Genomic DNA, 24,333 nt, shown 5'->3' with positions numbered 1-24,333 from the left:
GCCGTCGGCCGTCAGGGGGCGAGCCGGTACTTGTGCCAGTCGCCGTCGCGCTGCTCATAGCGGATGCGGTCGTGGAGGCGGCTGGGCTGGCCTTGCCAGAACTCGAGCATTTCCGGGACCAGGCGATAGCCGCCCCAGTGGGCTGGGCGAGCGATCTCCTGCTCGGCGTACAGCTGCTCGTAGCGCGACTGGCGCTCCTCGAGCCAGTGGCGGTCGGGTATCTCGACACTCTGGGTGGCGATCCAGGCGCCTAGCTGGCTGCCCCGAGGGCGGCTGGCGAAGTAGCGATCGGACTCCTCGGCGCTGACTTGCTCGACGCGGCCTTCGACGCGCACCTGGCGCGATAGCGATGGCCACCAGAACACCAGTGCCGCCTGAGGCACGTTGGCCAGCTCGCTGCCCTTGTGACTGTGGTAGTTGGTGTAGAACACCATGCCCTGCTCGTCATAGCCCTTGAGCAGCACGATCCGCGCGTGGGGCAGGCCCTGGGTGTCGGCGGTGGCCAGGGTCATGGCGTTACCATCGTCCCCCTCGGACTCGAGCGCCAGCTGGAACCATTCGTCGAACAGCGTGAAGGGCGTCTGTGGGGTGCCGTCTTCGTCGAGGCGGCCGCCCTCATAGTCACGCCTGATATCGGCGATGTCTCGTGTCATGTCGATCTCCTGAAAGCGTGTAACCATCTTCGCCGCTCTCGGCGTTGGGCTCAACCGAGAATATTGACCCTGCAATGGGCCATTGGTGCATGCTAGATGAAGCCGTTCGTGGCTGCCGGTAACCCAGGTTATGTCGCAGCCATGACGGCTGCGAGGTGGCGAATCAGTTCGCTTGGCGCAGCTGGCGGCTGCGAAAACGTGCATAGCAGGTACTGGCGGCGAACAGCGTCATTGCCGTGAGCGCCTCGAGCATGCCGAACAGCCCCTGGCCGGGCAGGGTGGCAACCATCACGCCCTGCATGAAGTAGAGCAGGCTGACGAAGGCCAGCCAGGCGTGGCCGCGGGGGCGGCGAGCAATGATCGAGGGCAGGAACAGGACCAGCGGCAGGCCGCGTACCAGGACCGGGATCCAGCCACCTTCCTCGATGCTGTGAATGACGGTGCCGCTATAGACCAGCAGTACCAGCAGCAGCACATAGCTACCCAGTACGCCGCGTCGGGCACGTTCGGTGAGTGCGTCAATACCGTACTGCGCCTCCCAGCGTTCCAGCATCTGCTTCATGTGCTGGCACTCCGTGCCGCACCCAGGGCGAGCGCCAGGCGAGCCAAGCGCTGGCCCTGGGCCTGGCACAGGCTGCGTTCGTCGTCGTCGAGCGGTCGCTCGCTGCGACTACCTGCCACGTGGCTGGCACCGTAGGGGGTGCCGCCGCTCTGGGTGGTAAACAGTGCGGTTTCGCTGTAGGGCAGGCCGGCATAGACCATGCCGTGGTGCAGTAGTGGCATCAGCATCGTGATCAGCGTGGTTTCCTGGCCGCCGTGCAGGCTCGAGGTCGAGGTGAAGGCGGTGGCCGGCTTGTCGATCAGCGCGCCGTTCATCCATAGCTCGCTGGTACCGTCCAGGAAGTACTTGAGCGGTGCGGCCATGTTGCCGAAGCGGGTGGGGCTGCCCAGAGCGAGCCCGGCGCAGTGGCGCAGGTCGTCGGCGCTGGCGTAGACGGCTCCCGCGGCGGGAATCTCGGGCTCGATCGCTTCGCAGGTGGTCGAGACCGGCGGTACGCAGCGCAGCCGGGCATCGATACCCGCTATACGCTCGACGCCTGCCGCGAGCTGTTCGGCCATCTGGCGGGTGGCGCCGTGGCGGGAGTAATAGAGGACCAGTACATAGGGCAGTGATGAAGACATCTTGGCTCCAGTCAATTGGGCGAGCTCAGGCGTTGTCGAGCAGGGCCAGCATGGCCTCGGGAGGGCGTCCGATAAACGCTCGCTGACCATCGTCGGCGATGGGGCGTTGCAGGAGTCGCGGGTCCTCGACAATGGCTTCGAGGGTGCGCTGCTGGTCGCCGATATCGATGTTCATGGCCTTCCAGCTGGTTTCATTGGTGCGTACCAGGCTGGCAAGGGGAGACTGGAGACGCGCCAGCAATTCTGTCAACTCGGCGATATCGAGAGGCGTGTCGAGGTAATGGCGCACCTTGAGTTCGATGTTGCGCGCCTCGAATAGCGCCAGACCCTGGCGAGATTTCGAGCAGCGCGGGTTGTGGTAGTAGATGATGGCAGCCATCACGTCTCCTTGGCAGGCGAGCATAGCCGGCCATTGTAGAGTGCCCGCAGAGGCGGTCACAAGCGGTAGCCCTACCAGGGGGGATGTGTTTATACCGTTATCTATACATATGGCACCAACCAACAGACTAGCTCCTATAAACGCCGATAGACCCAGGCAGTACGCCCATCAGTCAGCTGCTTGGGGACTCGCTCGTAGCGAATGCCGAGCCGCTCATAGCGGTCGAGTCGCGCCAGCTCGTCATGGTCGACGTGCAGCAGCAGGCCGTCGACAGCATCATCCGGGGCAGGTTCGAGGTCGAGTCGTGTACGCCGAAAGCCTTCCAGCCTAGCCGGCTGTGGCGACCCCGTGCGCCCGTATACCCACCAGCGCACCAGCGGGTAACGCAGCGTGCCGTAAACGAAAACTCGATGTTCGCCTTCGGCCACGGGAGGCAGGTGATCGGGGCGGTCGTAGGTGAGCGGGCTGAGCATGGTCAGCCACAGGTAGCCAAGCAGCAGCAAGGGGCTCAGGGCGAGGGTAGCTATCAGCGGATAGCGTTTGCGCATAGGAGTCGAATCCGTGGCAAGCTTTCGATGTCAGAGCGACATGATGATAATGGTCGCTCGAGTATCGACGTGAGGAGAGAGCCCATGCAACAGGATGACGTTAGTTTCAGTCAGCTCATGGGTGATGTGCGGCCCTTGCCGAGAGGGCGTGACAAGGCCGATGTTCGCCCGGCTCGCCGGGCGCCCAGCGATGCCCAGTTGGCACGCCGTGAAAATGCTGCCAATGCCACCAACGACGACAACTTCCTGTCCGATGACTTCGTCGAGCTGATCGGCGCCCACGATCCGGTGGAGTATCGCCACGATGGCATCCAGATCGGCGTGCTCGAGCGGCTGCGACAGGGCGGCTACCCCGCCGAGGCACGGCTGCATCTGCTCAAGCGGCCCCTGGCCGAGTGCCGCCGCGAGCTCTTCCAGTTCATCCGCGAGGCACACCACGCCGAGTTGCGCAGCCTGATGGTGATCCACGGCCGTGGCCGCGAGATCGACAGCCCGCCCAACGTGCTGCGCTCCTACCTGGTCAAGTGGCTACAGCAGTTCGACGAGGTGCAGGCCTTCGCCTCGGCGCCGGCTTCACAGGGCGGACTGGGCGCCACCCTGGTGATGCTGCGCAAGTCCGAGCGGGCGCGGGCCAACAACCGCGAACGTCAGCAGAAGCGCCGCGGCTGAACCTTGTGCACTCTACACCTGCCTGTCATGCATGATGCCAAACGCACGACGCCCGGCTAAGCCGGGCGTCGTGCCGTCGAACAGCCACGGATCAGGCGCCGTTGGCCTCGCGCAGGCGGCGCTCGAAGAGCGCTTCCTGAACGTCCACGCCGGGCTGGTAGCTGACGCTGAAGGCGCCCAGCGCGCGCAGCGCATCGTCGAGGTGTTGATCGTCGCGCAGGGCCAGGGCGTCGAAACCGCAGCGGCTCATGTAGTAGAGCTGGTCGACCAGCACGTCGCCGATGGCGCGCACCTCTGCCTGGTAGCCATAGCGCTCGCGCAGCAGCCGTGCCAGAGAGTAGCCGCGGCCGTCGGTAAAGGCGGGAAAGTCGATGGCCACCAGCGGTGCCTTGGCCAGGGCCTTGGCCAGCTCATCGTCGAGCAGGGTATCGCTGGCAAGCCACGGCGCCAGCTGCGGATCCTCGGCGTTGGCCTGCCACAGGGCCAGCGGTACGATCACCGGACGCTGCTTGGGCAGCGCCTCCTCGACCCGCGACAGCGCCCACTCGTCCTGCTCCGGCTGGCCCAGTTTGATCAGCGTCTGGGCATGCTCGAGTTGTGTATCAGGCATAGACTCGCTCCTTGAACGGCTTGAGGCCGATGCGGCGATAGGTGTCGAGGAAGCGTTCGTCGTCATGGCGCTGCTCGACATACACCTTGAGCACCTTGTCGATCACCTCGGGCACATCCTCGCGATAGAAGGAGGGGCCGAGGATCTTGCCCAGCGATGCGTCGTCGGTGGCATTGCCGCCGATGGAGATCTGGTAGTACTCCTCACCCTTCTTGTCGACGCCGAGAATGCCGATATGGCCGACATGGTGATGGCCGCAGGCGTTCATGCAGCCGGAGATATTGAGGTCCAGCGGGCCCAGGTCGTAGAGGAAGTCGAGGTCCTCGAAGCGCTCCTGGAGTGCCTGGGCAATCGGGATTGACACCGCGTTGGCGAGTCCGCAGTAGTCACCCCCCGGGCAGCAGATGATGTCGTTGAGAGTGCCCACGGTGGGATTGGCCATGCCCAGCGCTTCGAGCTCTTGCCACAGCGCTTCGAGCTGGTCCACCGGCACGTCGGAGAGCACCAGGTTCTGCTCGTGGGTGACGCGCAGCTCGCCGAAGCTATAGCGCTCGGCGAGGTCGGCCACGGCGTCCATGTGGTCGGCGGTGACATCGCCGGGGGCATGCTCGCGGCGCTTCAGCGACAGGGTCACGGCCTTGTAGCCAGGCACCTTGTGGTCGGTGACGTTATTGGTCACGAAGCGTGCGAAGGCACGGTTCTCGCCGCGCAGCGCCTCGAAAGCGGCGATGTCCTGCTCGCTCACCGCGCGCCGTTCGGGCTCGACGAAGTGAGCGCGGGCGCTGTCCACGGCGGCCTGATTCAGGGTCTGCGGGCCATCCTTGAGATGTGCCCACTCGGCGTCGACGCGCCGCCGGAACTCCTCGATACCCAGCGCCTTGACCAGGATCTTGATGCGCGCCTTGAACTTGTTGTCGCGGCGGCCGAACTGGTTGTAGACGCGCACGCAGGCCTCGAGATAGGTCAGCAGGTGCTGCCAGGGCAGGTCCTCGCGCACCACGTCGCCGATCATCGGGGTGCGGCCCAGGCCGCCGCCGGCGAGCACCTTGACCTTGAGGCTGCCGTCGCTGTCGTGCCATAGCCGCAGGCCGATGTCGTGAACCTGGATGGCGGCACGATCCTCGGCGGCGCCGCTGACGGCGATCTTGAACTTGCGCGGCAGGAAGGCGAATTCGGGGTGCAGGGTCGACCATTGGCGGATCAGCTCACACCAGGGGCGCGGATCCTCGACTTCATCGCTGGCGATGCCGGCGAACTGATCGCTGGTGGTATTGCGAATGCAGTTGCCGCTGGTCTGGATGGCATGCATCTGTACCTTGGCCAGGTCGGCGAGAATCTCGGGCACATCCTCCAGCGCCGGCCAGTTGAGCTGCAGGTTCTGACGCGTGGTGAAGTGGCCGTAGCCGCGGTCGTAGCGCCGCGTGATATCACCTAGGGCGCGCAGTTGGGTGCTCGACAGCATGCCGTAGGGAATCGCGATGCGCAGCATCGGCGCATGCTTCTGGATGTACAGACCGTTCTGCAGGCGCAGCGGGCGGAACTCTTCTTCCGGCAGGCGCCCGGCCAGATGGCGGGCCATCTGGTCGCGGAACTGGGCGACGCGCTCGTCGACGAGCGTCTGGTCGTAGGTGTCGTACCGATACATTCAGGGTTGTCCTGCTAGTCGGGGCGAATGGGTATGGCCGATGGGAGGACGATACTCCCCTGGCGTTATTCTTTGAAAGAATAAATGATCATAGATTTTAATTAAAGAGTTATGAAGCGTGCCAGCGCTTCCGCAGCCGGTAGCGGCCGACAGAAGTAATAGCCCTGGAGGTGATCGGCACCGCTGGCAAGACAGCGGCTTGCCTGCTCGTGAAGCTCGATGCCTTCCACGGTAACGCTCAACCCCAAAGCATGACCCATTTCGATCATTGCTGCTACCAGCGCCGCCTGACGAGGGGCGGTATGGACCTCGCCGACGAAACAGCGGTCGATCTTGACGATATCGAAGGGCAGGTGCTGCAGGTAACTCAACGATGAGAAACCGGTGCCGAAGTCATCGATGGCAAGCTTGCAGCCCAGTGCGCGTAACGCATCGAAGGTTTCCCGTACGACGCTGTCGCGCTCCAGCATCACGTTCTCGGTGACTTCGAGGATGATGCGCTGCGCGGCCAGGTCATGCCGCTCGAGGCCGTCGGCGAGACGCTCGACCAGGCCGCCGGCGTGAATTTCCCGCGCTGAGACGTTGAATGCGATGGTCTGGGTGTCGAGTCCCTGGCGGGTCGCGTCGGCGAGCCAGGCCAAGCCCTGCTCCATGACCCAGGCCCCGAGCGGCAGGATCAGTCCCGAGGCCTCGGCGACCGGAATGAAGGTGTCGGGGGAGAGCACGCCTCGCTCGGGATGCTCGATGCGCACCAGCGCCTCCACGCCGGCCAGCGTTACCCGGGCGTTGGGCTGGGAGTCGGCGGTGACGATGGGCTGCAGCATCAGGCGCAGGCCATCCTCATTGAGTGCGCGATGCAGATCGCGCTCCAGCGCGATCATCTCGTGGGCCGGCAGATGCACGGTAGAGGGCCGGTAGAGCCGATACTCGCCGGGGCTGCGCTCCTTGCCGCGGTGCAGGGCGAGCTCCGCCACCTTGAGCAATCCTTCGGCGGTGGCGGCGTGCTGGGGGAAGAGTGCACCGCCCAGGTTCATCGACACGAACACCTGCTGGTCGAAGACCTCGAAGGGCTCCAGCATGTTGCGCTGCAAGGTGCGGGCGTGACGGGCCAGGCCGGGCGCATCGATATCGGCAAAGGCGGCCACGAACTCATCGCTGCCGAGCCGCGCCAGCGGCAGGCATAGCTGCGGGTCAAGCTGATCTTCGAGGCGGTTGGCGATATCGCGCAGCAGCTGGCTACCGGCATCCTGGCCGAAGCTCTCGTTGATCCAGCGGAAATGATTGATGTCCATGTGCAGTATGCCCAGTGGCCGCTGCGGATGCATTTCCAGCCAATCGCTCAGGTGGGAATAGAAGCCATGGCGGTTGAGCAGGCCGGTGAGGGCATCGCGCTGGGACTGGGCGGCGATCTCCTGGTGTGCGTGGTCGAGCTGCACTGCCAAGCTGTTGTAGGCCTGGAGCGCATCGCCGACCTCGCCCGGCGCGTGACTGACCAGCGGCATGAAGGGTTGGCCACTGCGCATCGCGCGTAGCGTATCGAGAATGGCATTCAGCGGGGCCACCACGTGGAGACGATTGAAGCGCATGGTCCAGGCAAACACCGCTACCACTACCAGCGTGACCGCCAGCAGGGTAAAGAACACCGACCAGCCGATCTGTTCGCTGAGCCGCTGGCGGGTGAAGGTCAGCTCGAGATGCCCAAGCTGGCGGCGCAGCAGGGCATTCTCGAAAATGATGGCGGCACGCCGCTGCTGGAGGCCTTGCAGGTCGTGGTCGGCATCGCGTGACAGCAACAGTGTATTGGCGTCGTCGTAGACACTGACGCTGGCCACATCGGCGTCAGCCAGCAGCGTCTCAACCAGCTCGTCGACGGCCTGACTGTCGAAGTTCCACAGCGGGGCGGCCAGCAGGCTTGCGCCGATTCGTAGCAGTTCGGTCTCCTTGCGATCCAGCTCGACTTCGAAGCGCTTGTGCAGGTGCCAGGCATTGGCCAGGCTCACCGCCATGGCCACCAGCAGTGCCAGCGGTACCAGGCGCAGCATGAACAGCTGATTGAGGCTCGGCCGTCGGCTCATGGCTGAGCCTCCATCAGCATGTCGAGGGCGCGCCGAGGCGAGAAGTCATAGCCACTCGCGGTATGGCGGAAACGCGCAAAGTCGATGTCTCGCCAATCCGGTGAGATGAGGCGTTTGCCGAACGTAGCCACGTCGTGGGTATCCAGGGCCTCCATGGGGAAGCGGATGCTGGCATCCGCTATGTCGATGGCGTTGTCGGCCAGATCGCGCAGCATGACCATGGCCCAGGCGCCGGCCAGGAAGTGTCCGCCGTCGGTGAGCAGCAGCTCGCCACGGGCAACTCGCTGGATGCCTTCCGGCGACCAGTTGAGCCCGACCAGCAGCACGTCCTCTCCGGGGGCGAAGCCGGCGTCCTGCAGCGCCTCGATGGCGCCGATGGCGATCGGGTCATTGGCCGCCCAGATCAGCGCGGGCGCTTCGTTGCGCCGCTCCAACCAGCGCAGGTAGCCGGCGGTCAGGGTACGCGCCTCTTCCTGGTTCCAGTGAGCGGTCAGCAGGCGATCGAGGCGGACTCGCGGCTCTTTGAGGAATACGTCGAGCATGCCGCCATTGCGGCCGATAGAGGCGGGCGTGAGGGTATCGCCGAGTAGTGCCAGGGTGGGGAGCGGGTAGGGCTGTGTTGGTGCCGCCTCCAGCAGTGCCCTGGCCATGCGTGCGCCGGCGGCAAAGTTGTCGGGTTCGATGACGCCGATCCAGTGGCGGTAGCGCTCGCCGGGTTCACCGGTATGCAGACGCTGCTCGGCACTCGGCCCGTTGAGCAGGAACAGCACGTCAACGCCGCGCACCTCGGCCTGTTCGAGCAGGTCGACGGCATGCTGCTCCTCATTGACCAGCACCAGGTAGTCCGGTGGCTGCTTGCCCTCGAGCGCCTCTGCAGCGAGTGCCTGCATGACGTGTCGATCACGCTGAGCGTAGTGGACCGTAAGCCTGATATCGAGGTCGTCGGCCGCGGCGCGCATGGTGCTGCTGACCATGTCCCAGAAGCGCTCGCCCTGATAGCCGGGATTGATGAAGGTGACGCTCAATGGAGCGGCCAACAGCACCGGTGACACCAGGCACAGCAGGCAGATGGCCAACACACGCATGCACACGTCTCCTCGTTATCGTTATCAGACCGCCAAACGCTGCCAGCGCCGCCGTTGCCAGAACATGGCAAAACATAGCGAGTTGAGCGCTCGATAGCCCAGCTGCACCCACCAGATGCCTGCCAGGCCCTGTTCGAGGGCGACACCCACCAGCCAGGCAAGGGGCAGGAACAGCAGCCACTGCATCGACAGGGTCAGCGTCATCACGGTGCGATTGGCGCCAGCGCCGAGCAGGGCCTGGGCGAGTACCAGGGCGGCGGCATCGAGCACGATCATCACAGCCGTCAGGCGCAGCGGCAGGCGGCCCATGTCTATCAGTGCCGCATCGTGCAGGAACAGGCCAAGTACCAGCTCCGGCATCAATAGCATGGGCAGGGCCAGCAGCGCCAGACAGGCCCAGGCGACTCTGACCACGTCCCAGCCCCAACGGTGGGCATCGTGGTGGGCGTCGCGGCCCATCGCCTGGCCCACCAGGCTCATGGCGGCCATGCCCAAGCCTACCCCCGGCAGGATCAGGAACAGCGATAGGTTGACCAGTACATGGCCCACCGCCACGCTCGCGGTATCCAGCTGGCCGAGAATCCAGAACAGCACCGCATAGCCCGCGGCAAACCATAACTGCTGGAAGGAGTGTGGCGTTGCCAGGCGCAGGGTGCTGGCGTAGGTCGGTCGCCGCGGCCAGCGCGACAGAAAGCCGCTGGCGGTGGCGTGGCGGGCGCTGATCAGCAGCCAGATCACGACCCCGACGAACAGCGACAGGCTGGTACCGGCGCCTGCCCCGGCAGGACCCATGGCGGGCAGCCCAGCGTAGCCGAAGATCAGCCCGATGCTGGCCACCACGTTGACCAGGTGCATGAACAGGATGATGCGCAGGTAGATGGCGGTCTGCTGGATGCCATTCCAGTAGCCGCGAAAGCAGAAGATCATTGCCACCGGCACCAGCGAGATCACGCGCCAGCGGAAATACTCCACCGCCACGCCAGTGACGTCGGGCTCCTGGTTGATCAGCGTCAGCAGCCGCGGCGCCTGCCACAGGCATAGCAGGGTCAGCGGGCCGGCGACCGCCAGTGCGATCAACAGGCCGGCATTGAGTGGCGTGGCGCGCTGCGACCAGGCCTCCTCGCCGTGGCGGCGCGCGGTCTGCGCCTGGACCCCGGAGGAGAGCCCGAACAGTATGGCGGTGACCAGGAACATCGCATAGCCGCCGATGCCGACACCGGCCAGAGCCACCTCGCCAAGGCGCCCGACCAGGGCGGCGTCGATCAGGTTGAGCAGACTCTGGGAAAGCATCCCGGCGATGATCGGTAGTGCCAGCTTGAGAATGGTACGGCGTCGGGTGGGCTCGGGCAGCATGCCGGGTTCCAGCGGGTGAGTGACAGGGCCCGCTAGCGCGGGCCCAGGCGATGGTCAATCGGCGTCGTAGGAGAGCACCGGCGACAGCCAGCGTTCGAGCTCGGCGCGCGGCATGCCCTTGCGCTCGGCCAGCACTTTGACCTGATCGCGGGTGATCTTGCCGGTGGCGAAATACTTCGACTGTGGATGCGCGAAGTACCAGCCCGATACTGCCGCCGCCGGCCACATGGCGAAGCTCTCTGTCAGCGTCAGGCCGCTATGGCGCTCGGCGTCGAGCAGCCGGAACAGGGTGGCTTTCTCGGTGTGGTCAGGGCAGGCCGGGTAGCCCGGTGCCGGGCGAATGCCCTGGTACTTCTCGGCGATCAGCGCCTCGTTGTCGAGCTGTTCCTGCGGCACATAGCCCCAGAACTCCTTGCGCACCCGCTCGTGCATGCGCTCGGCGAAAGCCTCGGCGAGGCGGTCGGTAAGCGCCTGGACCATGATCGCGTTGTAGTCGTCGCCGGCGGCTTCATAGGCCTTGCTCAGCTTATCGACGCCATGGCCAGTGGTGACCGCGAAGCCACCGATCCAGTCGGGCTTGCCGCTCTCCTTGGGGGCGATGAAGTCGGCCAGGCTGTAGCAGATGCCGTCGCGATTCTTGGTCATTTGCTGGCGGATGTGGTGCAGCCGCTCGACCACCTCGCTGCGCGACTCGTCGGCGTAGACTTCGATGACATCGTCATCGACGCTGTTGGCCGGCCACAGGCCGATGACGCCGCGTGCCTGGACACGCTTTTCGTCGACCAGCTTGGCGAGCATCGCCTGGGCGTCGGCGAACAGGCTGCGTGCCGCCTCGCCAACCACCTTGTCGTCGAGGATCTTGGGGTACTTGCCGGCCAGCTGCCAGCTCATGAAGAACGGCGTCCAGTCGATGCGCTCGATCAACTCCTCGAGGTCGTAGTCATCGAAGACCTTGAGTCCGGTGAACTGCGGGGCGGGCGGGGTAAAGCTCGCCCAGTCGGTGCGGAAGCGCCGCTTGCGGGCCTCGGCGTAGGAGAGGTCGGCGGCCTTGGGGCGGCGCTTGGCGTTGCGCTCGCGAACCTTTTCGTACTCGTCGCGAATCTCCGCCACATAGGCCGGCTTGAGGCTCGGCGTCAGCAGCCGGCCGGCGACGCCGACGGCCCGCGAGGCGTCGGTGACGTAGATCACCGGGTGCTGGTACTGCGGCTCGATCTTGACCGCGGTGTGGGCCTTGGAGGTGGTGGCGCCGCCGATCAGCAGCGGCAGCTCGAATCCCTGGCGCTGCATCTCCTTGGCGACATGGACCATTTCATCCAGCGATGGGGTGATCAGCCCGGACAGGCCGATGATGTCGGCATTGTGCTCCCGGGCGGTCTGCAGGATCTTCTCGGCGGGCACCATCACGCCGAGGTCGATCACCTCGTAGTTGTTGCACTGCAGGACCACGCCGACGATGTTCTTGCCGATGTCATGGACGTCACCCTTGACCGTGGCCATGACGATCTTGCCCTTGGCCTTGGTCTCTTCGCTCTTCTCGGCCTCGATATAGGGAATCAGATAGGCCACCGCCTGCTTCATGACGCGAGCCGACTTGACCACTTGGGGCAGGAACATCTTGCCGTCGCCGAACAGGTCGCCTACCACGTTCATGCCGTCCATCAACGGACCTTCGATGACCTCGATGGGGCGCGCGGCCTGGGCCCGGGCCTGCTCGGTGTCGTCCTCGATATGCGCGGTGATGCCCTTGACCAGGGCGTGTTCGATGCGCTTGTTAACTGGCCAGCTGCGCCACTCGAGGTCTTCCTTCCTGGCCGCGCCGGAGCCGTCGCCCTTGTACTTGTCGGCGATGTCGAGGAGCCGCTCGGTGCCGTCGCTGCGCCGGTTGAGCACCACGTCTTCTACCGTTTCGCGCAGCTCGGCGGGCAGGTCGTCGTAGACCGCCAGCTGGCCGGCATTGACGATGCCCATGGTCAGGCCGGCGCGGATGGCGTGGTAGAGGAACACCGAGTGTATCGCCTCGCGCACCGGGTTGTTGCCGCGGAACGAGAAGGAGACGTTGGACACGCCGCCGGAGACCATGGCGTGGGGCAGGTGCTCGCGGATCCACTGGGTGGCCTGGATGAAGTCGACGGCGTAGTTGTTGTGCTCTTCGATACCGGTGGCGATGGCGAAGATGTTGGGGTCGAAGATGATGTCTTCCGGCGGGAAGCCGATCTCGTCCACCAGCAGCCGATAGGCGCGCTCGCAGATCTCGGCCTTGCGCGCGAAGGTGTCGGCCTGGCCATCTTCGTCGAAGGCCATCACCACGATGGCCGCGCCGTAGCGACGGCAGGCGGTGGCCTGCTCGCGGAAGGCATCCTCGCCCTCCTTCATGGAGATCGAGTTGACCACCGCCTTGCCCTGTACGCACTTCAGGCCGGCCTCGATGATCTCCCACTTGGAGGAGTCGATCATGATCGGCACCCGGGAGATATCCGGCTCGCCGGCGATCAGGTTGAGGAAGCGTACCATCGCTTCCTGGGACTCGAGCATGCCCTCGTCCATGTTGATGTCGATGACCTGGGCGCCGTTCTCGACCTGCTCCAGGGCCACCTCGAGGGCGGTGGTGTAATCCTCGTCGACGATCAGGCGCTTGAAGCGCGCCGACCCGGTAACGTTGGTGCGTTCGCCGACGTTGACGAATAGCGAGTCGTGCTCGATGTTGAACGGCTCGAGACCCGACAGACGGCAGGCCCGTGGGCGTTCGGGCACCCGGCGCGGCGAGGTATTGCGCACCGCCTCGGCAATGGCCTGGATATGCTCGGGCGTCGAGCCGCAGCAGCCGCCGATGATGTTGACCAACCCGCTGTCGGCGAACTCGGCGACGATCTCCGCCATCTCCTCCGGGGTCTGGTCGTACTCGCCGAACTCGTTGGGCAGACCGGCATTGGGGTGGGCCGAAACGAAGGTGTCGGCCTTGGTCGAGAGCTCCTCGAGGTAGGGGCGCAGCTCTGCGGCGCCCAGCGCGCAGTTGAGGCCCACCGACAGTGGCTGGGCGTGGCGAATCGAGTTCCAGAACGCCTCGGTGGTCTGGCCCGAGAGGGTGCGCCCGGAGGCGTCGGTGATGGTGCCGGAGATCATCACCGGCAGGCGCTCGCCGCGATCGTCGAACAGCTGCTCGAGGGCGAAGATCGCCGCCTTGGCGTTGAGGGTGTCGAAGATGGTCTCGATCAGGATCAGGTCCGAGCCGCCCCCGATCAGCGCCTCGGCGGCTTCGTAGTAGTTGTCGCGCAGCTCGTCGAAGGTGACGTTGCGCTTGGCCGGGTCGTTGACGTCCGGCGACAGCGAGGCGGTGCGTGAGGTGGGGCCAAGCACCCCGGCCACATAGCGCGGTACGCCGGTCTCACTGGCGACGGCATCGCACACCTCGCGGGCCAGCCGCGCCGCTTCGCGGTTGAGCTCTGGCACCAGGTCCTCCATGCCGTAGTCGGACTGGGAGAGCCGCGTGCTGTTGAAGGTGTTGGTCTCGATGATGTCGGCGCCGGCTTCGAGGTAGTCGCGGTGGATCCGCGTCACCACGTCCGGGCAGGTCAGTGCCAGCAGGTCGTTGTTGCCCTTGAGGTCGCTGGGCCACTCCTTGAAGCGCTCGCCGCGAAACTCCGCCTCACTGAGGTCGGCATTCTGCAGCATGGTACCCATGCCACCGTCGAGAATCAGGATACGGCGTGCGAGTTGCTCATGAAGCAAGGCGGTAACGGCGGTGTCAACGGCGGCCATGATGGGGATACGTCTCCAGCGTCAGGGTCTGCAGCGAGGGGTGGGGCAGGCGTCCCACGCCGTCTCGATATAGCCGCGTATGGTAACAGAAAGCGTCTGACGCGGGGCAGGGGCGACAAAACCGAGTATTTCACTCGGGATTGTGTCGCCGGGGACTTTTCCTTACCATGGCACTATTCATCTGCCCATCGGTTCCAGGACTGACGACATCATGAGCCAGAGCATCGAGATTACCGATAGCGCCCAGGAGTACCTCGCCGAACTGCTCGAGAAGCAGAACGTCGAGGGCATTGCGGTGCGCATCTTCATCACCCAGCCCGGTACGCCCTACGCCGAGACCTGCCTGGCCTACTGCCGCCCGGGCGAAGAGGAGCCGAGCGACGAGCTGCTCGAGCTCGACAAGATCCGTGTCTACCTCGACAAGCACAGCCTGGCATTCCTCGATGAGGCGGTGGTCGACTTCAACGCCGACCGCATGGGCGGTCAGCTGACCATCAAGGCCCCCAATGCCAAGATGCCCAAGGTCAACGCCGACAGCCCCTTGGAGGACCGCGTCAACTACGTGCTCTACAGCGAGATCAACCCCGGCCTTGCCGCCCACGGCGGCGAGATCAAGCTGATCCAGCTGACCGAGGAGAACGTCGCGGTACTGGCGTTCGGCGGCGGCTGCCAAGGCTGTGCCGCGGTCGACCTGACCCTCAAGGACGGCGTCGAGAAAACCTTGATCGAGCGTATCCCCGAGCTCGCCGGAATTCGCGACGTCACCGACCATACCGACACCAGTCAGGCCTACTACCGCTAAGGTGGCCGGCGTCTAGGCCGGTCGCTCCCCGCCAGCCTGTTCTCTTGCAGAGCCGCTCCATGAGCGGCTCTGCTGCGTTTGGGCATGCGTTCAGTAGGTAAAGGGTGGCAGGCTGGCTCGGGACAGCCGTGCTTCCACTTCGGCTAGCCGCTGGCGGCTCTCCTCCAGCGCTTGTTCGCGAGAGCTCAGCTGGCTGGCCAGCGCATCGCTACGTTGGCGTGCATCGCTTAGCGCATCCTGCGCCTGCTGACGCTGCAGGCTCGCCTCGCGTTGACGGCGCTCCTGCTCGGCGAGAGCGGTGCGCTGCTCCTGTAGCTGCTGGTCGCGCGCCTCGAGGCGCGCCTCCAGCTGAGTCTGGCGCTCGGCGTGCTGTTTGTCTGCAGTCTGGCGCTCTTGGCGAGCGGCATCCAACAGGCCCATCAGGCGTGCTTCGGCGGCCTCATGGCGCTGCTCTTCCTGCTGTAGCGCTTCGCGGTGGCGCTCGGCCTGTGCCTCGAGAGCCTCACGGTGAGCCTCAGCTTGCCGATCACGCTGTTGCTGCAGCTGAGCCAGCTGTGCCGTGAGCCGCTGATGTTGGTGTTCGGCCTCCGCCAGCCGCGACTGCAGTGCATCGCGCTCCGCTTCGGCCTTGGCCAGGCGTTGGCTGCGCTCATCCAGGCTGGCCTGCACCTGGGCGAGATGCTCGGCAAGGGCGGCTTCGCGTTGGGCGGCATGCTCGGCGAGTCGTTGGCTCTCGGCGCTGGCCTGCTGTGCCACCTCGACGCGTCGATCGGCCTCGTGGCGATAGTGTGCAAGGCCTTCGCTGGCGGCTTCTTCCGCCTTGTGCCACAGCTCGCCCATGAGTGACTGCAGCGCCTCGGGGATCGCCTGGGGGTGGGGCGTAGCGCGGTTCTCCTCGCGCTGCTGACGCCACTCGCGCAGGTGATCGCTGATAGTCGTGAAGCTGCCGGTACCCAATACCTCGCGCACCTTCTGCACGCTGGGCGTCTCGCCTCGCTGCAGCAGGGCATCGACCGCCCGCTGTACGTCCTCGAACTGCACGCCGTTCCTCGCCATATCGCTCTCCTTGTCACGGTAGGTGCAAACCGCTCGTTGCCATGCCGCAGCCTAGCCCCGCAGCGACTGAAAGGGAAGCTCTTTACGTATTATGTTTTACGTAAAATACACTATGAAATAGCCGATAAATTCATGATTACCCGCATTATCTTGATTCTCTGCCGGCAATGGCTCGATACTGGGGGCTACGGGCAACCGAGGAGGCGGGCAGTTGGAACGGCACGAGATAGCGCCCCTTGGCGGGCTTGCGACGACCCAGCCTGAGCAGGCGCTACTGCCAAATGACGACGGCGTGCATATCGCTGCCCACAGTGATAGCGAGGCGGTCAGGCTGTGGCTGGCGGAGTACGCGGCCAGCCCGCAGACCCAGCGCGCCTATCGCAAGGAGGCCGAGCGTCTGCTGCTATGGCTGGCCGGGCGCGGCTTGGCGCTGGAGGGGCTGCGCCGCGAGCACCTCGCCGAGTTCGAATCCTTTCTCGCCGACCCCCGACCCGCCGAGCGCTGGATCGGACCGCCGCGGCCACGGGCCAGCAGCGAATGGCGGCCATTTCGTGGGCCACTGTCGGCGGCTAGCCGTCGGCAGAGCCTGGTGATTCTGCAGGGCATGTTTGCCTGGCTGACCGACGCCGGCTGGGTGCGTCACAACCCCTTTCGGCTGATGCGCGACAAGCGCCGCCGGCTCGATAATCGCGGCGGGCGCATCGAGCGTTACCTCGAGCGACCGCTGTGGGACTGGTTGTGGACCTGGATCAACCAGCCGCCGGGGGAGGGCGCCAGCAGGCGCGAGATGCTGGGCTGGCAGCGGCGTCGCTTCCTGTTCGGCTTTGCCTATCTGCTGGCACCGCGCATCGCCGAGCTGGCCGCGGCGCGTATGGAGGATGTGTACTTGATCGAGGGGGGCTGGTGGTGGCGGGTGACCGGCAAGGGCGACAAGCGCGTAGAGATTCCGCTGCCGCCGGAAGCACTGGCGCTGCTCGGTGAATGGCGCCAGGCACTGGAACTCGCCGCGGCGCCCGATTCGCGTGATAGCGGACCGCTGCTGCGCGGGCTGGATGGCAAGCGTGGGCTAGGCGACAACCAGCTCTATCGGCTGATCAAGTCGGCCTTCGCCGAGGCGGCAGGCGCCCTGGAGGCCGCGGGGGTTCGCGGCGACGTGGCGCCACCCCTGGCGGCCATGGCGCCCAGGCTGCGCCAGGCCTCACCGCACTGGCTGCGGCATACCGCCTTGACCCACCAGGCGCAGCGCGGCGTCGAACTGCGCTACCTGGCGATGACCGCTCGCCATGCACGGCTCGACACCACGGCGCGCTACCTGCACGCCGAAGCCGAGGAGTGGCAGCAGCAGGTCTCGCGTCATTCGCTGTATACCGACAGTCGGCGGAGCGGGGCGGACACGAGCGGCGATGGGCCGGTATAATGACCTCATTCGAGGAGAAGGAGCCATCATGTCAACGCAGGAACCCACGACCCAGGCGGCCCAGCAGGCGCTCATCGACGAATTCGCGATGTTCGACAACTGGATGGATCGCTATCAGTACATCATCGACCTCGGCAAGCAGTTGCCGACCTTCCCCGATGAGTGGAAGACCCCTGACTACAAGATCCAGGGCTGTCAGTCCAACGTCTGGATTCGCCACGCCCGCGACGGCGAGCGCCTGCATTTCGACGCCACCTCGGATGCCGCTATTGTCTCGGGGCTGATCGCCGTGCTGCTGCGCATCTACAATGATCGCCAACCCCAGGAGGTGGTCGCTACCGAACCCAGCTTCCTCGAGGCGCTGGGGCTCGACAAGCACCTTTCGCCGACCCGCAGCAACGGCCTGCACGCCATGCTGACGCGGATTTACGATGTTGCCCAGCGCGAAGCCGCCTGAGTGCTAGCGCCTCTCCATATAATCATTTTTATGAGCTAGGCTATAAAAATAATCGCTTTTTAGGTGAGTTAATCATTTTGGCAAGGGAAATGGGCGGCGAAATCGGCTACGCGTGGCTAGCCTCGACTTATGAACTGGATGTCGTCCAGCCTTTCCCTGTCGAGAGTCGTATCGGTCGTGCTCGCCATACGTTGGAGCATGATGGTCGCCGTAGCGAGGCCTATCTTGAAAGCATGCGTCCGCCGGCGACACTTCCCGGTCATCTCACCTTCGCCCTTAAGCATGAGGGCGTACACCTCGAGTTCCTGGCGCGACTCTTCCGGAGCCTACCTCCTGAGAGTCTTGCTGCATGGGTTCGTAGCGAGCCCACCGGCCAGTATGCCCGCCGGGCAGGCTTCTTGTATGAATGGCTCACGGGAGAGCACCTTGACATCACCAAGACCGGGGGTAACTACCGGGATGCGCTGAACCCCGATGACTATGTAACGGCAACACAGCCGAGGCGGAACCGCCGGTGGCGTATCAACGATAACCTCCCTGGCACACCAGATTACTGCCCCATGGTTCGGCGAACCCCACAAGTCGAACGGTCGCGCGGCTATGATATACGTCGCCAGTTGGAAAGCATGGAAGGGGAGTTCGGTGCCGATATCCTCCGCCGCAGCGCCGTCTGGTTGACCATCAAGGAGAGCCAGGCGAGTTTTGTCATCGAGCATGAGGGCAGCCACCAGGGGCGCATACAGCGCTTCGCCGCCGCCATGGAGGCTTATTGTGGGCAGCAAGAAGAGCCGCTCTCCGCTCAAACGCTGAGTGAACTTCAGAGCGCGATCCTCGGCGTTGCGACCATCCAGCCGGGCTTGCGCCAATCTCCCGTCTTCGTGGGCAGTCGCTCCATTGGCCAGGGGCCTGTCGTGCACTACGTCTGCCCCCCTTGGGAGTGGCTCTCCGGTCTGCTCGGTGGGCTCAGCCAGTTTCTCGATTCGACAGGGCCTGAAGATGCCATCACCAGGGCAGCTGTGGCCAGCTTCGGCTTTGTGTTCATACATCCGCTGGCAGACGGCAACGGGCGGATCTCGCGCTTCCTGATCAATGATACGCTGCGACGCGACGGCGCCGTGCCGGAGCCCTTTATCCTGCCGATCTCGGCGGCCATCACCTCGTCTTCGATGCGGCGTATCGAGTATGACCGGGTGCTGGAGCGTTATTCACGACCTCTGATGCGGCGTTACGGTGATGCCGTAGACTTTCTGACTCGACGCCAGGCATACCCTGACGGAATCGAGTCTGACTTCACCTTCTCTGCCTATGAAGAGGCTGGACCTACCTGGCGGTATCCCGACCTGACCGATCAGGTTGAATATCTCGAAGAGATTGTGCGCTACACGCTGGAGCATGAAATGCACCAGCAGGCAGCCATCCAGCGAGCCTGGCACATGACTCGCGAAACGATCAAGGAGTGGGTGGAGGGGCCTGATGAACATATCGACCGTATCATTCGCGCAGTTAGACAGCACGGCAGCGTGAGCGGCAAGCTGCGGCGCGACTTTCCCGTCCTCGATGACCCGCTGCTCACCGAGCGGCTGGAGGCCATCGTCGGCGAGGGCTTTGCCGGTATCGGTCGGACCGAATAGCCACTAGGCAACTGTCGATGGGGCGGTGACGTCGCGTCGACGCCGCCGCTCCCGAGCCAGGATCGCCGGTGCGTCAAGGGCGGCGATCGCCACGCCGTGATCGGTGGGAATGTCGCCGGCCAGCTGCAGGGCCTGATAGCGGGCGCAGCAGACGCGCAGGAACGAGGCGAAGTTAGCCAGGTCATGGCCGGCCTCGCCGGACTCTCTGGCCAGGCGCGTCAGCAGCTGCCCCAGGGTCAGCCCGTCGCGCCGGCCGATCTCCTCGAGCAGGTACCAGAAGAAACTCTCCAGTCGCACGCTGGTGGAGACCCCATCAAGGCGGATGGAGCGGGTCTGCGCCTCCCATAGGTGGGGGTCGGCACCCACGAAGAGCCTGCACATCGTCGAATTCTCCTCGTATGCCATGGGGTTTGTCTCTCCCATAGCATAGTCTGGCGCCGCCGCCGCGACGAGGCGTCCGGCGCCAAGGATGCCGGGTGCGTTCAGGCGTGGCTGATCCGCGTGCCGAGCAGGGCGAGGAATTGCGCGATCCAGGCTGGATGCGCCGGCCAGGCCGGCGCGCTGACCAGGTTGCCCTCAGTGATGGCGTCATCCACGGCAATATCGGCATAGCTGCCGCCGGCCAGCTCCACGTCGGGCCGGCAGGCGGGGTAGGCCGAGCAGCGCCGACCCTCGAGCACGCCGGCAGCGGCCAGCAGTTGGGCCCCATGGCAGATCGCCGCCACCGGCTTGTTGGTCTCGAAGAAGTGGCGCACCAGAGCGGTGACGTCACCATTCAGGCGCAGATATTCCGGGGCCCGGCCGCCGGGTACGACCAGGCCATCATAGTCGGCCGGCGTGACACTGGCGAAATCCGCATTAAGGGTAAAACGATGGCCGGGCTTCTCGGTATAGGTCTGGTCACCCTCGAAGTCATGGATGGCGGTGGCCACCGAATCGCCGGCGGCCTTGTCGGGGCAGACCGCATCGACCCGATAGCCCACCGCCTGCAGGGCCTGGAAAGGCACCATGATCTCGTAGTCCTCGACGAAATCCCCACACAGCAGCAACAGTCGTTGGGTGGACATGACGACACTCCTCTTCGTGATCTTGTGATTGGCGTCTCCGACACAGGCGGAGACGATCACTCTGGCATACCCAGGCGCCATCGAGGTGGTAGCGGGCTACTACAGGGGAGGCAGGTTCGCAGGGGGAATCAGTGGTGGCGACAGGCGCCGTCACGGGGCCGAAAGTGCTCGTCGAGCTCGGGATCCTCGCGGCATAGTCGCTCGCTTGGTCCTCCGGGCACCGGGTCGATACCCCCCTCGGCGCCAGGGTGGCAGCGCAGGATGCGACGCAGGGCGAGCCAGCCGCCCTTGAGGGGGCCATGCGCCTGGAGCGCCTCCAGCGTGTAGTGCGAGCAGCTCGGCCAGTAGCGGCAGCGGGGGCCCAGCAGGGGGCTGATCAGCCATTGATAGATATGCACCAGACCGATCATCAGCCCGCCCAGCAGGCGGCTCGCCAGTCGGCCCAGCAGGTGCAGAAAGCCGCGCAGACATCCGGCCAGGCGGCGCATATCCTAGGCCTGGCCCTTACCGTAGAGGGCATCCGGGTCGATCAGCGGCTCGCTGCTGACGCGCGCCCGGTCTGCATCCAGGGCCACATAGAAGCAGCTGCGCCGGCCAGTGTGGCAGGCAGGACCGTGCTGGTCGACCTGTAGCAGCAGGGTGTCGCCGTCGCAATCCAGGGCGGCGCTGACCAGATGCTGCTGCTGGCCGGACGACTCTCCCTTGCGCCACAGCTTGCCGCGTGAGCGCGACCAGTAGCAGACCCGGCGGGTAGCGAGGCTTTCACGCAACGCCGTGGCATTCATCCACGCCATCATCAGCACTTCGCCGCTATCGTGCTGCTGAGCAATGGCGGGTATCAGGCCGTCGGCGCTCCACTTGACCGCGGCCAGCAGGGAGTCGAGCTCCACGCCTTCGCCAACCCTGGCGCGTTCGAGATCCTTGAACAGCTGACTCATGCGCTACACTCCTCGCAGATCCCCAGTAGCTCGATGGTCTGGCGTTCGACGCGAAAGCCCAGACTACGCGCCCGGCTGGCCAACTGAGCGTTGACGTCGTCGAGATGCAGCTCCTCGACGCGTCCGCAGGCGCGACAGATCAGCAGCTGAAAGCCGTGGGCGTGCTCGGGGCAGGGGCAGGCGACATAGGCATTGAGCGACTCGATGCGATGTACCAGCCCCTGTTCGATGAGAAACTCCAGGGCGCGATATATCGTTGGCGGGCGCGCCGAAGCGTGCTCCACGGCGAGCTTGTCGAGGAGATCATAGGCCTTCAGACCGCCGTCGGCGCTGGCGATCATCTCGAGCACGCGTCGCCGAATCGGCGTGAAACGCACGCCACGTTGCTGGCACTGCCGATCCGCTTGCTGGATCAGGGAATTGGCGTCGGACATGATGAGCCTGATTATGCAATGAGCGGTTATTCTACGCGGCCAACCCGCCGACGGCCAATCACGCTGGGCAGGGAACTTGCTCGACTGCCTGCAGCTCGCCGCGGCGGGCAAAGTGGCGCTGGGCGAAGGCGACACGCTCCTCGACACTAACCCCCGGTGGCTGACGCTCGATGAGGTCGAGGCGTGGCCGCAGCCCTTCACCGTTGGCCATCTGAATGGCCAGCCCAGGGCGGGCGTTGAGCTCGAGCAGCATGGGACCCTGGTCGCGGTCCAGCACCATGTCGGTGCCGAGATAGCCGAGCCCGGTCATCTCGAAGCAGCCGGCGGCGAGCTCCAGCAACGTCTGCCAGCCGGGGATCTGCAGGCTAGCGAGCTCATGCCCAGTGTCCGGGTGATCGCTGCGCGAGCGATCGAACTGTACGCCGCGTAGCGCGCCGCCGCTGGCGATATCCAGGCCTACGCCGACCGCGCCCTGATGCAGGTTGGCCTTGCCGTCGGAGGCTGCGGTGGAGAGGCGCATCATGGCCATGACCGGGTAGCCCTGGAAGATGATCACGCGAATGTCCGGCACGCCTTCGTAGGTATATACGGATAGTGATTCGTCGAAGTTGATCAGCGCCTCGACCACCGCCACGTCCGGTGAGCCGCCCAGTGAATAGAGACCCGACAGGATGTTGGACACATGGCGCTCGATATCCACATGGTTCAGGCTGGCACCGCTGGGCTTGATGTAGCTGTCGCCTTCGACCCGCTCGATGACCAGGATGCCCTTGCCGCCGCTGCCCTTGGCCGGCTTGATCACGAAGCCGGGGTGGGGGGCGACCATCCTGGCCACGCCCTTGACCTCGAACTGGCTCTTGATGGTGCCGATCAGCGCCGGCGTGGTAATGCCGTACTCCTTGGCCAGTAGCTTGGTCTTCAGTTTGTCGTCCACCAGCGGAAAGAGGCGGCGGTCGTTATAGCGGCCGATATAGCGGATATTACGCCGGTTCATGCCGACGATGCCCTTGGCTCTGAGCCGTCCTGGCGTGGTCCACATTGGCTCAATCCTCCGTGACCGGCTTGAAGCGGCGCAGCTCCAGCAGCCGATAGCCGGTATAGTTGCCCAGCAGCAGAATCAACGACATCAAGATCATCTGCACGCCAAGGAAGTTGAAGGTGATGTGCCGCACCCAGGGGTTGTTCATCGCCAGGTAGGCCAGCACCGCCGTCAACAGGCTGCCGCCGCCCTGGATCAGTACCTCCTTGGGGCCTTCTTCCTCCCACAGGATCGACATTCGCTCGATGGTCCAGGAGAGAATGATCATCGGGAAGAAGGTGATCGTCAGCCCGGCGTTGAGGCCAAAGCGATAGGAGAGCACCGAGAACAGCGAGATGATGGCGATGACCGTGATGATCACCGCCGACACTCGCGCCACCAGTAGCAGGTTGAGGCGTGACAGGTAACTGCGAATCACCAGGCCTACCGCAACGATCAGCAGGAAGCCGATCAGGCCGGTCATCAGCGTAGTCTGGATGAACGCCAGGGCAATCAGTACCGGCATGAAGGTACCCGAGGTCTTGATACCGATCAGCACCCTGAGCAGTACCACCACCAGCGCACCAATCGGGATCAGCAGGATGGTCTGGAACAGTGCCTGTTCCTCTAGCGGCAGGCTATGGATCGAGAAGTTGATCAGGGTGTCGTTGGCCAACTGGTTACGCACCGCCGCGGCGGCAGGCTGGTTGTGCTGGATCATTGAGAAGCTGATGCTCGAGTTGGTTCCCCCTTGCACCTCGAGCACCGCCTGGCCGCTATCCTCCCACATCAACAGGTTGTTGGGGCGTCCCTGTTCTCCGGTGACCGGGTTGAACAGCGACCAGCGATCGTCATCGAAGACCTGCACCCAGGTGGAGAGGCTCTGCCGGCGGCGCCCATCCTCGAGCATCAAACCACTGACCGCCCGAGCGTGTACGCCGGCATCATTCAGCAGGCGAACCAGCAGCGGGGCGCGCTCGAATTGATTGAGCAACAGCCGCGAGTTCTCGCTCTGGCGATCATCGCTGAAGTCGCGGATCAGCTCGCGAGCGAAGGTGAAAGGGCTGGCGGAGCGCTGCCAGGCACGCTCTATGACCTGGGTGGCGGCGGTGTCATAGGGACGCTCCCAGACGATGTCCTCTTGCAACTCGGGACGCCGTGACTGAGGTGGGCGGGCATCCGGGGCGACCAGCAACTGTACGGAGTAGTAGAGCAGTTGACTGCCGGCGGCCTGGCGTATCGACCACTGCGCGCGACGACCGCGTTCATCCTCGAGGAACGACAGGCCGTAGCCCGGTGAGGCGGTGTTTTCGGTCAATACACGGTAGCCCTGCTGATGCGACGGCAGCGCCATGTCGACCATGGCCGGACCACCCTGAGCGGTAAAGTTGACCTGGGCCTCGATCTCCCACACCTGGCGCTGTTCGCCGGGCGTCCAGGGGACCTCGAACTGCACGTGGCGGTGCACGCTGAGGGCGATGCCGGCGATCATCAAGGCGCCGACGAGTAAATAGAAGGGCAGGCGGGACATGTCAATTCCTTGTGCAACGAAGGGGTC

24 protein-coding genes are annotated in these 24,333 nt (G+C 64.7%); 5 read left to right on the top strand and 19 right to left on the bottom strand.

The features are described from left to right. Positions 1–11: 11 nt before the first annotated feature. From pdxH to CK498_RS02795, 5 genes are all read right to left on the bottom strand, one after another. Positions 12–653 carry a pyridoxamine 5'-phosphate oxidase gene (gene pdxH, locus CK498_RS02815; protein ID WP_095619330.1) on the bottom strand — a complete coding sequence of 214 codons (642 nt, stop codon included), beginning with the start codon at positions 651–653 and terminating at the stop codon, positions 12–14. Positions 654–816: 163 nt separating this feature from the next. Further along, complete coding sequence (locus CK498_RS02810) at positions 817–1,215, bottom strand: DUF2069 domain-containing protein (RefSeq protein WP_095619329.1); 399 nt, start codon at positions 1,213–1,215, stop codon at positions 817–819. Then, the gene (gene wrbA, locus CK498_RS02805) at positions 1,212–1,835 is read right to left on the bottom strand and encodes an NAD(P)H:quinone oxidoreductase (protein ID WP_095619328.1); all 624 of its coding nucleotides are present in this window, start codon (positions 1,833–1,835) and stop codon (positions 1,212–1,214) included. Before wrbA ends, CK498_RS02810 begins: the two co-directional genes overlap by 4 nt. A gap of 25 nt (positions 1,836–1,860) precedes the next feature. After that, a complete protein-coding gene (locus CK498_RS02800) occupies positions 1,861–2,214 on the bottom strand; it encodes an ArsC/Spx/MgsR family protein (protein ID WP_095619327.1) in 354 nt (117 codons plus the stop codon). Positions 2,215–2,348: 134 nt separating this feature from the next. Beyond that, on the bottom strand, positions 2,349–2,762 hold the full coding sequence (locus CK498_RS02795; RefSeq protein ID WP_095619326.1) for a gamma-glutamylcyclotransferase family protein: 414 nt from the start codon (positions 2,760–2,762) through the stop codon (positions 2,349–2,351). Positions 2,763–2,846: 84 nt separating this feature from the next. Between CK498_RS02795 and smrA the strand changes: the two genes are divergently transcribed. Beyond that, entirely contained in the window at positions 2,847–3,431 is a 585-nt protein-coding gene (gene smrA, locus CK498_RS02790) for a DNA endonuclease SmrA (protein ID WP_095619325.1), read from the top strand. Between the two features lie 91 nt (positions 3,432–3,522). On the opposite strand, the gene CK498_RS02785 is transcribed toward smrA, so the two are convergent. The 6 genes from CK498_RS02785 to metH form a co-directional block, all read right to left on the bottom strand. Then, a complete protein-coding gene (locus CK498_RS02785; protein ID WP_095619324.1) occupies positions 3,523–4,041 on the bottom strand; it encodes a DUF934 domain-containing protein in 519 nt (172 codons plus the stop codon). Further along, the gene (locus CK498_RS02780) at positions 4,034–5,686 is read right to left on the bottom strand and encodes a nitrite/sulfite reductase (RefSeq protein ID WP_095619323.1); all 1,653 of its coding nucleotides are present in this window, start codon (positions 5,684–5,686) and stop codon (positions 4,034–4,036) included. Before CK498_RS02780 ends, CK498_RS02785 begins: the two co-directional genes overlap by 8 nt. Positions 5,687–5,787: 101 nt before the next feature. Next, positions 5,788–7,761, bottom strand: a complete 1,974-nt coding sequence (locus CK498_RS02775) for a putative bifunctional diguanylate cyclase/phosphodiesterase (RefSeq protein ID WP_095619322.1) — start codon at positions 7,759–7,761, stop codon at positions 5,788–5,790. Further along, the gene (locus tag CK498_RS02770; RefSeq protein ID WP_095619321.1) at positions 7,758–8,846 is read right to left on the bottom strand and encodes an ABC transporter substrate-binding protein; all 1,089 of its coding nucleotides are present in this window, start codon (positions 8,844–8,846) and stop codon (positions 7,758–7,760) included. The genes CK498_RS02775 and CK498_RS02770 overlap by 4 nt, the downstream gene beginning before the upstream one ends. A gap of 24 nt (positions 8,847–8,870) precedes the next feature. Continuing rightward, entirely contained in the window at positions 8,871–10,199 is a 1,329-nt protein-coding gene (locus CK498_RS02765) for an MATE family efflux transporter (protein WP_095619320.1), read from the bottom strand. 54 nt (positions 10,200–10,253) lie between these two features. Beyond that, positions 10,254–13,955 carry a methionine synthase gene (gene metH / locus CK498_RS02760; RefSeq protein ID WP_095619319.1) on the bottom strand — a complete coding sequence of 1,234 codons (3,702 nt, stop codon included), beginning with the start codon at positions 13,953–13,955 and terminating at the stop codon, positions 10,254–10,256. A gap of 211 nt (positions 13,956–14,166) precedes the next feature. Here metH and nfuA point away from each other — a divergent pair, with 211 nt between their 5' ends. Continuing rightward, positions 14,167–14,757 (top strand): Fe-S biogenesis protein NfuA, encoded by a 591-nt coding sequence (gene nfuA, locus CK498_RS02755; protein ID WP_095619318.1) that lies wholly within the window; start codon positions 14,167–14,169, stop codon positions 14,755–14,757. A gap of 90 nt (positions 14,758–14,847) precedes the next feature. On the opposite strand, the gene CK498_RS02750 is transcribed toward nfuA, so the two are convergent. Then, complete coding sequence (locus CK498_RS02750; RefSeq protein ID WP_095619317.1) at positions 14,848–15,813, bottom strand: DNA-binding protein; 966 nt, start codon at positions 15,811–15,813, stop codon at positions 14,848–14,850. 211 nt (positions 15,814–16,024) lie between these two features. Between CK498_RS02750 and CK498_RS02745 the strand changes: the two genes are divergently transcribed. The 3 genes from CK498_RS02745 to CK498_RS02735 all read left to right on the top strand — a co-directional run bounded on the left by CK498_RS02745 (position 16,025) and on the right by CK498_RS02735 (position 19,318). Beyond that, positions 16,025–17,230, top strand: coding sequence for a tyrosine-type recombinase/integrase (locus CK498_RS02745; protein WP_407645821.1), 1,206 nt, complete (start codon positions 16,025–16,027; stop codon positions 17,228–17,230). 28 nt (positions 17,231–17,258) lie between these two features. Beyond that, positions 17,259–17,687, top strand: a complete 429-nt coding sequence (locus CK498_RS02740; protein ID WP_095619316.1) for a SufE family protein — start codon at positions 17,259–17,261, stop codon at positions 17,685–17,687. 89 nt (positions 17,688–17,776) lie between these two features. Then, a complete protein-coding gene (locus tag CK498_RS02735; RefSeq protein ID WP_095619315.1) occupies positions 17,777–19,318 on the top strand; it encodes a Fic family protein in 1,542 nt (513 codons plus the stop codon). A gap of 3 nt (positions 19,319–19,321) precedes the next feature. On the opposite strand, the gene CK498_RS02730 is transcribed toward CK498_RS02735, so the two are convergent. The 7 genes from CK498_RS02730 to CK498_RS02700 all read right to left on the bottom strand — a co-directional run bounded on the left by CK498_RS02730 (position 19,322) and on the right by CK498_RS02700 (position 24,306). After that, the gene (locus tag CK498_RS02730) at positions 19,322–19,699 is read right to left on the bottom strand and encodes a ribbon-helix-helix domain-containing protein (protein ID WP_095619314.1); all 378 of its coding nucleotides are present in this window, start codon (positions 19,697–19,699) and stop codon (positions 19,322–19,324) included. Positions 19,700–19,800: 101 nt separating this feature from the next. Then, positions 19,801–20,385 (bottom strand): DJ-1/PfpI family protein, encoded by a 585-nt coding sequence (locus tag CK498_RS02725; protein WP_095619313.1) that lies wholly within the window; start codon positions 20,383–20,385, stop codon positions 19,801–19,803. A gap of 128 nt (positions 20,386–20,513) precedes the next feature. Then, positions 20,514–20,873, bottom strand: a complete 360-nt coding sequence (gene yidD, locus CK498_RS02720; protein WP_095619312.1) for a membrane protein insertion efficiency factor YidD — start codon at positions 20,871–20,873, stop codon at positions 20,514–20,516. 3 nt (positions 20,874–20,876) lie between these two features. Further along, on the bottom strand, positions 20,877–21,323 hold the full coding sequence (gene hisI, locus CK498_RS02715; RefSeq protein WP_095619311.1) for a phosphoribosyl-AMP cyclohydrolase: 447 nt from the start codon (positions 21,321–21,323) through the stop codon (positions 20,877–20,879). Beyond that, a complete protein-coding gene (locus CK498_RS02710; protein WP_095619310.1) occupies positions 21,320–21,757 on the bottom strand; it encodes a Fur family transcriptional regulator in 438 nt (145 codons plus the stop codon). The genes hisI and CK498_RS02710 overlap by 4 nt, the downstream gene beginning before the upstream one ends. 58 nt (positions 21,758–21,815) lie before the next feature. Next, positions 21,816–22,796, bottom strand: a complete 981-nt coding sequence (locus tag CK498_RS02705) for an alpha-L-glutamate ligase-like protein (protein ID WP_095619309.1) — start codon at positions 22,794–22,796, stop codon at positions 21,816–21,818. A 4-nt stretch (positions 22,797–22,800) separates the two neighbouring features. Continuing rightward, the gene (locus CK498_RS02700; RefSeq protein ID WP_095619308.1) at positions 22,801–24,306 is read right to left on the bottom strand and encodes a UUP1 family membrane protein; all 1,506 of its coding nucleotides are present in this window, start codon (positions 24,304–24,306) and stop codon (positions 22,801–22,803) included. Positions 24,307–24,333 lie beyond the last annotated feature (27 nt).

The sequence above is a fragment of the Halomonas salipaludis genome, assembly GCF_002286975.1.
Taxonomy (GTDB): Bacteria; Pseudomonadota; Gammaproteobacteria; order Pseudomonadales; family Halomonadaceae; genus Franzmannia; species Franzmannia salipaludis.
Note: the sequence above shows the minus strand (reverse complement) of the source record. Positions and strands in the feature narration are given on the sequence as shown.